Origin of the sequence: Enterobacter cloacae complex sp. CDL013 (assembly GCF_049238805.1) — a bacterium.
Classification (GTDB): Bacteria; Pseudomonadota; Gammaproteobacteria; order Enterobacterales; family Enterobacteriaceae; genus Enterobacter; species Enterobacter hormaechei_C.
The window spans coordinates 111710-125698 of record NZ_JBMKGT010000004.1; the positions used below are offsets into that span (position 1 = coordinate 111710).

The 13989-nt window shown below is 55.8% G+C and carries 11 protein-coding genes; all 11 read right to left on the reverse strand.

All coding sequences use genetic code 11. The annotated features are described in order from the left end of the window. Nucleotides 1–39: 39 nt before the first annotated feature. Nucleotides 40–2745 carry a preprotein translocase subunit SecA gene (gene secA / locus ACOTXD_RS08885; protein ID WP_003856335.1) on the reverse strand — a complete coding sequence of 902 codons (2706 nt, stop codon included), beginning with the start codon at nucleotides 2743–2745 and terminating at the stop codon, nucleotides 40–42. A 58-nt stretch (nucleotides 2746–2803) separates the two neighbouring features. Further along, the gene (secM, locus tag ACOTXD_RS08890) at nucleotides 2804–3307 is read right to left on the reverse strand and encodes a secA translation cis-regulator SecM (protein WP_073970432.1); all 504 of its coding nucleotides are present in this window, start codon (nucleotides 3305–3307) and stop codon (nucleotides 2804–2806) included. Nucleotides 3308–3587: 280 nt separating this feature from the next. Beyond that, nucleotides 3588–4505: a UDP-3-O-acyl-N-acetylglucosamine deacetylase gene (gene lpxC / locus ACOTXD_RS08895; RefSeq protein WP_003856337.1), complete on the reverse strand. Its 918-nt coding sequence runs from the start codon at nucleotides 4503–4505 to the stop codon at nucleotides 3588–3590. A 101-nt stretch (nucleotides 4506–4606) separates the two neighbouring features. Next, complete coding sequence (gene ftsZ, locus ACOTXD_RS08900) at nucleotides 4607–5758, reverse strand: cell division protein FtsZ (protein ID WP_003856338.1); 1152 nt, start codon at nucleotides 5756–5758, stop codon at nucleotides 4607–4609. 63 nt (nucleotides 5759–5821) lie between these two features. Then, nucleotides 5822–7078: a cell division protein FtsA gene (gene ftsA / locus ACOTXD_RS08905; RefSeq protein WP_003856340.1), complete on the reverse strand. Its 1257-nt coding sequence runs from the start codon at nucleotides 7076–7078 to the stop codon at nucleotides 5822–5824. Continuing rightward, on the reverse strand, nucleotides 7075–7917 hold the full coding sequence (gene ftsQ, locus ACOTXD_RS08910) for a cell division protein FtsQ (protein ID WP_003856342.1): 843 nt from the start codon (nucleotides 7915–7917) through the stop codon (nucleotides 7075–7077). The genes ftsA and ftsQ overlap by 4 nt, the downstream gene beginning before the upstream one ends. A gap of 1 nt (nucleotide 7918) precedes the next feature. After that, entirely contained in the window at nucleotides 7919–8839 is a 921-nt protein-coding gene (locus ACOTXD_RS08915; RefSeq protein ID WP_061856026.1) for a D-alanine--D-alanine ligase, read from the reverse strand. After that, a complete protein-coding gene (gene murC / locus ACOTXD_RS08920) occupies nucleotides 8832–10307 on the reverse strand; it encodes a UDP-N-acetylmuramate--L-alanine ligase (RefSeq protein WP_003856345.1) in 1476 nt (491 codons plus the stop codon). Before murC ends, ACOTXD_RS08915 begins: the two co-directional genes overlap by 8 nt. A gap of 59 nt (nucleotides 10308–10366) precedes the next feature. Further along, nucleotides 10367–11431: an undecaprenyldiphospho-muramoylpentapeptide beta-N-acetylglucosaminyltransferase gene (gene murG / locus ACOTXD_RS08925; RefSeq protein WP_022650395.1), complete on the reverse strand. Its 1065-nt coding sequence runs from the start codon at nucleotides 11429–11431 to the stop codon at nucleotides 10367–10369. Continuing rightward, complete coding sequence (gene ftsW / locus ACOTXD_RS08930) at nucleotides 11428–12672, reverse strand: cell division protein FtsW (protein ID WP_006810115.1); 1245 nt, start codon at nucleotides 12670–12672, stop codon at nucleotides 11428–11430. Before ftsW ends, murG begins: the two co-directional genes overlap by 4 nt. Then, nucleotides 12672–13988 (reverse strand): UDP-N-acetylmuramoyl-L-alanine--D-glutamate ligase, encoded by a 1317-nt coding sequence (murD, locus tag ACOTXD_RS08935; protein ID WP_023315390.1) that lies wholly within the window; start codon nucleotides 13986–13988, stop codon nucleotides 12672–12674. Before murD ends, ftsW begins: the two co-directional genes overlap by 1 nt. Between the last annotated feature and the right edge of the window lies 1 nt (nucleotide 13989).

Genomic DNA, 13989 nt, shown 5'->3' on the forward strand with positions numbered 1-13989 from the left:
AAGGCGCAGATATCTGCGCCTTTTCAGTTTGTTATGTTCTTAGCTCAGACGGCCGTGGCACGCCTTGTATTTTTTGCCGGAACCGCATGGGCACGGATCGTTACGACCAACTTTACGATCGCCCGTCTGCGCTGCGATTGCTGCTGCGGCTTCGCTCTCATCGGTCTGATGGCTCAACTGCTGCATCTGTGCCAGACGCTCAGCTTCTTCACGACGCTGCTGCTCCATCGCTTCCACTTCTTCCGGCATACGCACCTGAACTTTGCTCAGAGTGCTGATGACTTCATACTTCAGCGACTCCAGCATGGCGGCAAACATGGAGAAGGATTCACGCTTGTACTCCTGCTTCGGATCTTTCTGCGCATAACCTCGCAGGTGGATACCCTGACGCAGGTAGTCCATTGCCGCCAGGTGCTCTTTCCACAGGGAGTCCAGGGTCTGCAACATTACGCCTTTCTCGAAGTGACGCATCATCTCTGCGCCAACCACTTCTTCCTTACGCTTGTAGACGTCCAGCGCGGTTTCGTAGATACGCTCGCGCAGGGTCTCTTCGTGCAGCTCAGGCTCTTTGTCCAGCCACTCTTTGATTGGCAGTTCGAGATCGAAGTCGTTTTTCAGACGTTCCTGCAAGCCTTCGATATCCCACATTTCTTCCAGAGACTGCGGTGGAATATGAGCGTCGATAGTGGCTTTGAACACATCTTCGCGAATGCTGTTGATGGTTTCGCTCACGTCGGACACGTCCAGCAGTTCGTTACGCTGGGTGTAGATCGCACGACGCTGGTCGTTGGCAACGTCATCATATTCCAGCAGCTGCTTACGAATATCGAAGTTGCGGCTTTCCACTTTACGCTGGGCGTTGGCAATCGCTTTGGTAACCCACGGGTGCTCGATCGCTTCGCCAGGTTTCATGCCCAGTTTACGCATCATGCCGGACACACGGTCAGAGGCGAAAATACGCATCAGCGCATCTTCCATAGACAGATAGAAGCGGGAAGAACCGGCATCACCCTGACGACCCGCACGACCGCGCAGCTGGTTATCGATACGACGAGATTCGTGACGCTCGGTACCAATGATGTGCAGACCACCGGATGCCAGCACCGCGTCGTGACGCACTTGCCAGTCGGCTTTGATCTGCGCGATTTGCTCTGGGGTTGGGTTTTCCAGCTCCGCCACTTCGGCCTGCCAGCTACCGCCGAGCATAATATCGGTACCACGACCCGCCATGTTGGTGGCGATGGTTACGGCTGCCGGGTAACCCGCCTGCGCAACGATATCTGCTTCTTTAGCGTGGAACTTGGCGTTCAGAACGTTGTGTTTGATGCCTGCTTTAGTCAGCTCGTTAGACACCACTTCGGACTTCTCGATGGAGATGGTCCCCACCAGTACCGGCTGGCCCTTCGCGGTACGTTCGCGAATATCTTCGATGATCGCCTGAATTTTTTCCGCTTCAGTCATGTATACCAGGTCCGGCATATCCTTACGGATCATCGGACGGTTGGTAGGTACTACCACGGTATCCAGCTTATAGATGGAGCTAAACTCAAACGCTTCGGTATCTGCGGTACCGGTCATCCCCGCCAGCTTCTCGTACAGACGGAAGTAGTTCTGGAAGGTGATGGATGCCAGCGTCTGGTTTTCGTTCTGAATATCCACGCCTTCTTTGGCTTCCACGGCCTGGTGCAGGCCATCGGACCAGCGACGTCCCTGCATAGTACGGCCGGTGTGTTCATCGACGATGATGACTTCCCCGTCTTTAACGATGTAGTCAACGTCGCGGGTGAACAGCGCGTGCGCGCGCAGTGCAGCCGTTACGTGGTGCATCAGCATGATGTTGCTCGGGGAGTACAGAGACTCGCCCTCTTCCATAATGCCTTCAGCAACCAGCAGCTCTTCGATTTTCACCAGGCCGCGTTCGGTCAGGTTGACCTGACGCGCTTTTTCATCAACGGAGAAGTGACCTTCCCCCTGGAAGGTATCGGAGTCTTCTTTCTCCTGACGCAGCAGGTGAGGAATGATTTTGTCGACTTTACGGTACATCTCGGAGCTGTCTTCGGCAGGGCCGGAGATGATCAGCGGGGTACGCGCTTCATCGATCAGAATGGAGTCAACCTCATCCACCAGCGCATAGTGCAGTTTACGCTGGACGCGCTCTTCCGGGCTGAACGCCATGTTGTCACGCAGGTAGTCGAAGCCGTATTCGTTGTTGGTGCCGTAAGTGATGTCCGCGTTGTAGGCTTCACGCTTGGCAGGTGCCGGCAGGCCGGACATGTTAATGCCCACGGTCATGCCGAGGAATTCGAACAGTGGACGGTTGTTTTCGGCGTCGCGCTGCGCCAGATAGTCGTTGACGGTAACAACGTGAACACCCTTACCCGTCAGCGCATTCAGGTAAGCCGGCAGCGTTGCAGTCAGGGTTTTACCTTCACCGGTACGCATTTCCGCGATGCAGCGCTCGTTGAGCACCATCCCGCCCAGCAGCTGCACGTCGAAGTGACGCATGCCGAACACGCGTTTACTGGCCTCACGTACTACGGCAAAGGCTTCCGGGATCAGGCTTTCTAAGGTTTCGCCTTTCTCCAGACGCGCACGGAACTCCGCGGTTTTTGCTTTCAGTTCATCATCAGAGAGCTTCTCCATCGCCGGTTCCATACCGTTGATGACGTTTACCGCTTTGCGCATGCGGCGCAGGGTACGATCGTTACGACTACCAAAAACTTTGGTTAACAATTTGATTAGCATAATAAATTCTCAAACGCCCCAGTCGGGCAGATAAATTAAGGTATTGAAAAAGGTTAATTTAGCTGAGGAGTTGAGGCCCGGCACGGATGCCGTGAACCTGGCTAATCCATGTCGAAACAGAGAAGGATGCAGGGGAAACAAAATCCGTTTTCGCCGTCTGATTCACGGTCACTGGCGGCTGGTTGTCCTGCGTCAGAAGCGCATTAAGCGTATCGAGCAGGGCAAGATGCTGAGCCTGGACCGGCAGCGTTTCTTCCGCAACAGGCATCGTCTGCGGCGCCATCGCGAACGACAGATGGCGGATAACCGTGCGAATCGCGTGCTGCTGCCAGTAATCAACGGAGAAATTGGGACGACGGCTGGCTTCAAGCCATGCGAGATTAGTGAAGTTAACCCGTGTGGTGAGATCGTGTTTGGTCGTCGTGGAACGTGCTGGCGTTGCCGCGTCTGCGCTGTTGCTGAGCACAGGCAAGCCGAGACTCGCCGCGACCATCCCCAATAAGAGATGCGGCCAGAAGTAACGTCTGCCAAATTGTCGCCAGCGCGTCAGTATTCCGCTCACTTGCTCCACCACGTTCGCCCGCCAGTGCAGGCTGAGTTTAGTTATTCTTTTTTAGCGCCCAGATATTACCACTAAAGCCAATACACGGCAGCAGGAATGACACCTTGCAGCAGGTAAAAACGGTCAATAATGCAGCGAACACACCGTTATTCGGCACCCGACACAGGCCAGGGGTGAAAGGGACAAATTAAAGAAGGGCAGAAATAAAAACGACTGGCTTCCCTGGTCGGAGAGAGTACCAGGTGAACCAGTCGCTTTTCTTACGAAACGGGTTTAACCGTTACGCCAGGACCATAGTCGGTGCTTTGAACGCCAGCGGCAGTTCAGCTTCGTCTTCGAAGGTCACATATTCCCAGGCTTCCTGTTTTGCCAGGACTGCCTGCAACAGTTTGTTGTTCAGTGCATGACCGGATTTAAACGCGGTAAATGCACCAATGATGTTGTGACCACACATGAAGAGGTCGCCGATCGCGTCCAGCATTTTGTGACGAACAAATTCATCTTCAAAACGCAGGCCGTCTTCGTTCAGTACGCGATAATCGTCAACAACGATGGCACAATCGAAGCTGCCGCCCAGGCACAGGCCGCGGGATTGCAGATATTCGATATCACGCATAAAGCCGAAGGTACGTGCTCGGCTGATCTGGCGCATGAACGCATCCGCAGAGAAGTTCATCGCATAGCGCTGGGTGCTGGAGTCAATCGCCGGATGGTTAAAATCGATGGTGAAGTCCAACGAAAAACCATTGTACGGTTTGAATTCAGCCCATTTGTCGCCATCTTCGACGCGAACGGTCTCTTTAATGCGAACAAATTTCTTCGCGCAGTTCAGTTCTTCGATGCCGGCATCCAGCAACAAATAAACGAACGGAGCAGCACTCCCGTCCATGATCGGGATTTCTGGCGCATCGACTTCAACCATAATGTTGTCGATACCCAGACCCGCCAGGGCGGCGTTCAGGTGCTCTACGGTAGAAATCCGCACGTCATGCTCGTTCACCAGACAAGTACAGAGCATAGTATCACGCACAGATTTGGCATCGGCCGGAAAATCTACCGGTGGATTCAAGTCGGTGCGACGATAGATGACCCCGGTATTGGCCGGCGCAGGGCGTAACGTCAGTGTGACTTTCTTGCCGGTATGTAAACCGACACCCGTCGCCTGAACGATACGTTTAAGTGTCCTTTGTTTGATCATCGTATAATCTCGCCAAATTAACTATCCAACCGAGAGTGTATATCACTAACGGTGGGCCAGTTTAGCACAAAGAGCGCAAATCCCCAAATTCCAGCCAATTCTTAGTCAGCTTGCTTACGCAGGAACGCCGGGATATCCAGATAATCTGGCTCTTTTGCCGTTTGTGGAGTCGGGTCGTTCACCACTTTCGCAGCGGGTTTTTGCTCCTGAGTCAGAGGCGCCATACCGTGCTGCTGGTAACGATCCATAACCGGCTGCTGAGTCTGTTTGTTAGTCACCAGGGTGATCTCAGGACGCTTGTCCATACCGATACCGGTGGCCACAACGGTCACACGCAGTTCGTCGTTCATTTCCGGATCAAGGGAGGTACCGATAACGACGGTCGCGTTGTCAGAGGCGAATGCACGGATGGTGTTACCCACGGTTTCGAACTCATCCAGACGCAGGTCAAAGCCAGCGGTAATGTTGACCAGCACGCCGCGCGCGCCAGACAGATCGATATCTTCCAGCAGTGGAGAGGAGATCGCCATTTCAGCAGCTTCTTCCGCACGGTCTTCGCCGCTCGCCACGCCAGAGCCCATCATCGCGTAGCCCATCTCGGACATCACGGTACGAACGTCTGCAAAGTCGACGTTCATCAGGCCAGGACGGGTAATCAGTTCAGCAATACCCTGAACCGCGCCTTTCAGCACGTCGTTTGCCGCGCCAAAGGCGTCCAGCAGAGAGATACCGCGACCCAGCACTTTCAGCAGCTTGTCGTTCGGAATGGTAATCAGAGAGTCCACGTGCTTGGACAGCTCGGTGATACCCTGCTCCGCGAAAGCCATACGCTTCTTACCTTCAAAGTTGAAAGGCTTGGTCACGACAGCAACGGTCAGAATACCTAAATCTTTAGCGACTTCCGCCACAACGGGTGCTGCACCGGTACCTGTACCGCCGCCCATACCCGCTGCGATGAAGACCATGTCTGCACCGTCAAGTGCAGCGCGCAGCGCTTCACGATCTTCTTCAGCCGCGTTGCGGCCCACTTCCGGGTTAGCCCCTGCTCCCAGACCTTTGGTGATGCCACCACCGATCTGAATCGTCTGGCCAACAGCCGTTTTACGCAGCGCCTGCGCATCGGTGTTCACCGCGAAGAATTCAACACCTTCGATGCGCTCGCGCACCATGTGCTCTACGGCGTTACCGCCGCCGCCACCGACGCCGATGACTTTAATCACCGCGTCGTTGGTTAATTCCATAGGTTCAAACATAATCTCTCTCTCCGTTGTGCCTGTCGCCCGAGACCGCTAATTCTCTCCGGTCTCTTAAAAAAATTAAAATTCTTTTCGCAGCCAGGTGTTAAGTCGTTTGACCCACGACCCCACCGAGACGCGTTTTTCCACCTCTGCCTCACCACTTAAATGGGACTCTTTCCCGTAGTGCAGCAGGCCCACCGCCGTTGAATAGTACGGCTCCTGAGCATAATCCGTTAAACCGGTGATATTCAGCGGCGCACCAATACGCACCTGCGTATGGAACACGCGCTGAGCGCAGGCCGCAAGACCTTCAATTTGCGCTGCCCCGCCGGTTAATACAATCCCCGCCGCGAGATGATGTTTCACACCCTGCTGGCGAAGCTGTTCCTGTAACTGCAAAATCTCTTCGTTGACCAGGTTGAGCAGCTCGGTATAACGCGGCTCAATTACCTCTGCCAGCGTCTGGCGTTGCAGGCTGCGCGGCGGTCGACCGCCTACGCTCGGCACTTCAACGCTCTCGTCTTTGCCGACGATAGAGCCCAGCGCGCAACCATGGCGCACTTTAATCGCCTCTGCATCGCTCGGTGGCGTACCAAAGGCGTAAGCGATATCGCTGGTAACCACATTCCCGGCGTACGGGATCACTTTAGTGTGGCGTAACGCACCGCCGGTATAGACAGCCATGTCCATTGTACCACCACCAATATCGACCACACAGACGCCCAGTTCACGTTCGTCTTCGGTCAGCACGGAATAGCTCGCGGCAAGTCCGGCGAAAATGAGTTGGTCAACTTTCAGGCCACAACGTTCAACGGCTTTTACAATGTTCTTCGCCATATCGTTGTGACATGTGATCAGGTGCACTTTTGCCTGCATACGCACGCCCGACAGACCGACCGGATTCTTGATGCCTTCCTGGTAGTCGATCGCGTATTCCTGCGGGATCACATGCAGCACACGGTGCTCGTCGCGAACACGCACGGATTTCGCCGTGTGGACAACGTTCTCAACGTCTTCCTGCGTCACTTCTTCTTCGGAAATCGGCACCATACCGATTTCATTCTGGCAGCTGATATGCTTACCAGAAAGGGCCAGATAGACAGAGGAAATTTGGCAATCTGCCATCAATTCAGCCTGGTCGATGGCGCGCTGAACGCATTTCACCACCGACTCAAGGTCGTTTACCCCACCTTTATCCATACCACGGGAGGGGCAGCTGCCCACGCCAATGATATTGACCATACCGTCGGGCAGAACTTCCCCTACCAAAGCGGCAACCTTCGCGGTGCCAATCTCCAGTCCTACTACCAATTTTCTGTCCGTCGACTTGATCATTGTTGTTCTGCCTGTACCTGTGCCTGATTTTGTTGCTGATTAGGTTCCTCGACCGGAGCCGGCTCCCAACCGACTGCTGCGCCTGAGTCATAGCGCAAATCAACGTAGCTTATCCGTTTGCCATCCGTCTGCGCCTGCTGCTGTAAAACCGGGTAAAGTTCGACAAAACGCGCCAGACGTTTCATTGTATCGCCGCGGCCAAGGTTGAGCTTGATGCCATTCGTTAAGGTCAACTGCCAGGAACGGCGCGCCGTCATCGCAGCATCTTTTAACGTAAAGCGATCCTTAGCCAGCACCTGCCCCATCTCACGAAAACCCTGCAATACTTCGTTTTCGCTGCCTTCCGGCCCATACAACATCGGTAAATTCTGCTTGTTGACACGATCGCTCGGGACGCTGAACGAATTTCCGTCTACATCAACCATATGCTGATCATTCCAACGCGCAATCGGCACATATTCAACCAGATGAATCTTCAATTCATCAGGCCATTGCTTTCTGACACTTGCCTGTTTTATCCACGGCAGACGTTCAATCTGACTCTGAATAATGTTGACGTCCTGCGTCATAAAGGTGCCAGGCGACCCAAGCGCCAGAATCGACTGGCGAATATCATCGTTACGCGTGTAGTGTCGCTCCCCGGTCACCACCAGCTTTGAAAGCGGCAACCGCTGCGCATCTTCCATCCAGCCCAGCACCATCCAGCCGCTGATAAACACGGTGCACAGCACCCCGAGCAGGAAGATGATCCCTGCAAGACGCGTTCCATTACTCCGGCGCGAAGAGGAATATTCTTCTTCGTCATCGCGGTTGCGCGTGTTCAATGCAGCCTGAGACATATCAGCCCGCCTGGTCCAAAATACGTACAACTAATTGCGAGAAGCTCATTCCCGCCTGACGCGCCGCCATCGGCACAAGGCTATGGCTGGTCATACCCGGAGACGTGTTTGCTTCCAGCAGATAAAATTGCCCGTCACCGTCAAGCATTACGTCAATGCGTCCCCAGCCACGACATCCCAGAACATTCCACGCTTTAAGCACCAGAGACTGTAATTCGGCTTCACGCTCTGCTTCAAGACCCGCTGGGCAGAAATATTGCGTCTCATCAGAGAGATACTTCGCCTCATAATCATAGAAGACTCCGGCGGGTTGGATGCGAATTGACGGTAAAATTTCTTCGCCAAGCATCGCGACGGTAAATTCCGGCCCGCTAAGCCATTTTTCAATCAGAACTTCTTCATCATGTTGAAATGCCAGTGCTAAAGCGTCAGCCAAATCTACAGCTTTATCAACTTTGGACATTCCCACGCTCGACCCTTCACGGCTCGGCTTAACAATAACCGGTAAGCCCAGTGCCCCAATGCGTGTATTAACGCTGTCCGACAGACCCAATTCATATTCACGACGCGTCAGTGCAACCCATGGCGCAACGGGCAGGCCCGCGCCCTGCCACAGCAGTTTGCTGCGCAGTTTATCCATGGAGATGGCGGATGCCATCACGCCGCTGCCGGTGTACGGTATACCGATCAGCTCCAGCAGCCCCTGCAACGTGCCGTCTTCACCACCGCGGCCGTGCAACGCGATGAAGGCTTTATCGAAGCCCATCGCTTTCAGCTGCGTGACGTCCACCTCTTTCGGATCAACCGGATGCGCGTCCACGCCACCTTCACGCAGGCCCGCCAGCACGGCAGCGCCCGAATTCAGAGAAACCTCGCGTTCGGCGGAAGTGCCGCCAAACAGGACAGCAATCTTATCAGCCATGACGCTCGTCCTCCTGAGTTTGCGGCTTCAGTTTGATTTCAGCTAAGGTACGGGCGATTTTGCCGATATTTCCCGCGCCCTGAATCAGGATCAGATCGTTACCCGTCAGGACCGGGGCAAGCATTTCAGCCACCTGCGCCGGGTCGGGAACCAGAATAGGATCCACTTTACCGCGTCCACGGATGGTACGACATAAAGAACGACTGTCCGCACCCGGAATCGGCGTTTCACCCGCAGCATAAACATCCAGCATCAGCAGGGTATCAACCTGAGAAAGGACGTTGGCAAAATCGTCATACAGATCGCGGGTACGCGTGTAACGGTGCGGCTGGAAGATCATGACCAGATTCTTTTCCGGCCAACCCGCACGTGCCGCTTTGATGGTTGCGTCCACTTCCGTCGGATGGTGACCGTAGTCATCCACCAGCATCGCAGACCCTGGCTTACCGTTTACCGGCTCCAGTGGGAATTCACCGAGGAAGTCGAAACGACGGCCCGTCCCCTGGAAGCTCTCCAGTGCACGCAGGATCGCTTCATCGTCAATGCCTTCTTCTGTCGCAACAGCCACCGCCGCCGCCGCATTCAGGGCGTTGTGACGTCCCGGCGCGTTCAGGGTGACATGCAGCAGGTCTTTATCCTGACGCGCGAGGGTGAAATGCCCCTGCGCACCGATCTGCTTGTAATCTTCTACGCGTACATCCGCGTCTTCGCTGAAGCCGTAGGTCGTAATTTGACGCCCGACGCGCGGCAGCAGTTCGCGAATAACCGGATCGTCCACGCACATCACCGCACGGCCATAGAACGGCAGGTTGTGCAGGAAGTTAATAAAGGTCTGCTTTAAGTTCTCGAAGTCACCCTGGTAAGTGTCCATATGGTCAGCTTCGATGTTGGTGACGATCGCCACCATCGGCTGTAGATGCAGGAACGACGCGTCGCTCTCATCCGCTTCCGCAATCAGATAACGGCTATGGCCCAGACGCGCATGCACGCCAGCGGCTTTCACCAGACCACCGTTAACGAACGTCGGGTCGAGACCCGCTTCCGCATAAATGCTGGAGACCATCGCTGTTGTGGTGGTTTTACCGTGCGTGCCGGCCACCGCAATGCCGTGACGGAAACGCATCAGTTCCGCCAGCATTTCCGCGCGACGGATCACCGGAATGCGCGCCTCATGCGCCGCAACGATTTCCGGGTTATCCGCGGAGATAGCGCTGGACACCACAACCACGCTCGCATCGCTCACGTTTTCCGGGCGATGATTGAAATAGATAGTCGCCCCCAGCGACGCCAGCTGCTGCGTAACAGGGTTTGGCGCCAGGTCAGACCCGCTGATCTGATAGCCTTCGTTAGCTAACACTTCGGCAATACCGCCCATGCCAGCACCACCGATGCCGACAAAGTGAATGTGCCGGACGCGACGCATCTCGGGCACGATAGAACGCAGTTTTGCCAGTTGTTGTGTATTCATTCTCTAAACGCCATCGACTACTTCAAAAAAATCGTGCAGCGCAACACGCGCTGCGAGAATTATGCCTGGGCTGCCAGGCTCACTTCTTTTGCCACCCGTTCCGTTGCATCCGGGATAGCGGTCGCGCGTGCGCGTTGCGCCATCTCCAGTAATACATCCCGGTTCCAGCCCGCCAGGGTAGTGGCGACCGCATCAGCGGTAAATTGTGGCTGCTCAAAAATCTTCGCGGCACCCGCTTTTTCAAGCGGCAGTGCATTCCAGTACTGCTGTCGGTCTTTGTGCTGGAACGGCACAAACAGCGCCGGTAAACCGGCGGCGGCGATTTCGCTCACCGTCAGCGCGCCCGAGCGACAGACCACGACATCGGCCCATGCATAGGCTGCGGCCATATCATCAATAAATTCAGTTACTTTATGCTGCGGCTGACCTTCCTGCGCGTAGGCCTGCTCAACGGTCTGCTGAGCGCCCTTCCCGCTCTGGTGCCAGATGGTCACTGCATCACCCAGTTTTGCCGCAACCTGCGGCATCGTCTGGTTTAAAATACGCGCGCCCTGGGAACCGCCGACGACCAGCACCCGCACCGGCCCTTCACGACCCGCCAGACGCGTATCTGGCAGCGGCAGCGCCAGCACGTCCACACGTACCGGATTCCCTACGACATCCGCTTTCGGGAATGCCCCGGGGAAGGCCTGCATAACTTTGGTGGCGATTTTTGCCAGCCATTTGTTGGTCAAACCGGCAATACCGTTCTGCTCATGTAGAACAACGGGGATCCCTAATGACCACGCCGCCAGTCCGCCAGGGCCGGAAACGTAACCGCCCATGCCCAGAACGACGTCAGGCTTAAAGCGCTTCATGATGGCGCGCGCCTGACGCCAGGCATTGAAAATGCGCACCGGCGCCAGCAGCAGCGCCTTGATCCCTTTGCCACGAAGGCCGGAAATACGAATAAAGTCGATCTCGATACCGTGCTTAGGTACCAGGTCGGCTTCCATGCGGTCTGCGGTTCCCAGCCAGCGTACCTGCCAGCCCTGTTCCATTAAATGGTGCGCAACCGCCAGCCCCGGGAACACGTGTCCACCGGTACCGCCTGCCATCACCATTAACCGCTTAGGTTGATTCATCGTGAACCTCGTGTAAACGCCTGAGCTTTCTCCAGACGCGTTTCATAATCTATGCGTAACAAAAACATGATGGCCGTCGACATGATCAACAGACTCGAACCACCATAACTGATCAACGGTAACGTCAGACCTTTAGTCGGCAACATACCCGCTGCCGCCCCAACGTTTACCAGTGCCTGGAAGCTGAACCAGATACCAATTGAGCAGGCCAGGAAACCGGAGAAGCGGTGATCGATCTCCAGCGCTTTCCGGCCAATCGACATGGCGCGGAAAGCGACGAAGAATACCATTAATAGCGCCAATACCACACCGATATAACCCAGTTCTTCCCCAATAATGGAGAAGATGAAGTCGGTGTGCGCCTCCGGTAAATACTCCAGTTTTTGCACCGAGTTGCCCAGGCCTTGGCCCCAGACTTCGCCGCGGCCAAACGCCATCAGCGACTGCGTCAGCTGGTAACCGCTGCCGAACGGATCTTCCCATGGGTTCCAGAACGAGGTCACACGGCGGATACGGTAGGGTTCGGCGAGGATCAGCAGCACCACCGCCGAAATCCCCATCCCGATGATGGCAATGAACTGCCACAGTTTTGCGCCCGCCAGGAACAGCATCGCCAGCGTAGTGACAAACAGTACGACTACCGTACCGAGGTCGGGCTGCGCCAGCAGCAGGATCGCGAGGACCAGAATCACGCCCATCGGTTTTAAGAAGCCGCGAAGGTTGTTACGAACTTCGTCAACTTTACGCACCAGGTAGTTAGCCAGGTAGCAGAACAACGACAGTTTGGTGAACTCCGCCGGCTGAATACGCAGTGGGCCAAAGGCAATCCAGCGTGATGCCCCGTTAACGGAGCTCCCGACAACCAGCACGATCAACAGCATAATGATTGAGGCGATGAGCATGGCCGTACTGTGCCGCTGCCAGAACGACATCGGCAGGCGTAAGGTGATCATTGCCAGGCAGAACGCGAGAATGATGTACAGCCCGTCACGCTTGGCAAACAGGAAGGGGTCGTTTGCCAGACGCTGTCCGACAGGCATTGACGCCGAGGTGACCATAATAAAGCCGATCGCCGCCAGCCCCAGCGTGAGCCAGAACAGCGTGCGGTCGTACATGATCAGGCTGTCGGAATCTTTATCCCGTGAAGCCATCACCCAGCCTTTCAGCGCCGTAAACAGCCATACCAGGATACCAAATCCTGGCAGGCGCGGCATTTTCAGGCGAGGGAGAGATAAACGCATCAGCCTAACTCCTTCGCCAGGCGGGTAAAGACATCACCCCGCTGTTCGAAATTCTTGAATTGATCGAGGCTGGCACAGGCTGGTGAGAGCAGCACCATATCGCCGGGCTTCACGCGTGGGGCGATAAGACGCATCGCCTGCTCCATGGTCTCGGTTTGCTCGGCGACCTCAGGACGCAACGCCGCCAGCTCGCTACCATCGCGGCCAAAGCAATACAGGCGCACGTTATCACCGTTGAGGTACTGCTTCAGCGAGGAGAAGTCAGCCGATTTACCGTCGCCGCCCAGCAGCAGGTGCAGCGTGCCATCAACGTGCAGGCCGTTCAGTGCCGCCTCGGTGCTACCCACGTTGGTCGCTTTGGAATCGTTAATCCAGCGTACGCCGTTGTGCTCCAGCGCAAGCTGGAACCGGTGCGCCAGGCCGGTAAAGGTGGTCAGCGCCTTCAGGCTTGAAGATCGCGGCAGGCCAACGGCATCCGCCAGCGCCAGCGCCGCCAGGGCATTGGTGTAGTTATGCTGGCCGGAGAGCATCATCTCTTTCACGTTCAGCACCTTCTCACCTTTCACCCGCAGCCAGGTTTCGCCCTGCTGACGGTTAAGGTGATAGTCACCCATATTAATACCAAAGCTAATGCAGCGATCGTCTGCGCCGCGCACCGGCATGGTGAGTGCATCATCGGCATTCACCACGCAAACTTTGGCATTTTCATAAACGCGCAGTTTGGCCGCACGGTATTGCTGCAAGCCGAACGGGTATCTGTCCATATGATCTTCGGTGACGTTTAGGATCGTCGCCGCCGCCGCATGCAGGCTTGAAGTGGTTTCCAGCTGGAAGCTGGAAAGCTCAAGGACGAACAGCTCGCACCCTTTATCAAGCAGCATCAGAGCGGGCAGACCAATGTTACCGCCCACGCCGACATTTTTGCCCGCCGCCTTCGCCATTTCCCCCACCAGCGTGGTGACGGTGCTTTTACCGTTTGAACCGGTAATGGCGACGATCGGCGCCTGCGCCTCCCGGCAGAACAGTTCGATATCGCCGACAATCTCAACGCCTGCATCCGCGGCGGCGCTCAGGGAAGGATGCGCCAGCGCCATACCGGGGCTGGCAACAATCAGATCGGCGGCCAGCAGCCACTCATCATTCAGACCACCCAGGTGGCGTTCAACCTGCTCCGGCAGCTTGTCCAGACCCGGCGGAGAGACGCGCGTATCCATCACGCGCGGCGTCACGCCACGCGCAAGGAAAAAGTCCACGCAGGAGAGGCCGGTGAGGCCCAACCCGATGATAACGACTTTTTTGCCCTGGTAATCTGCCATG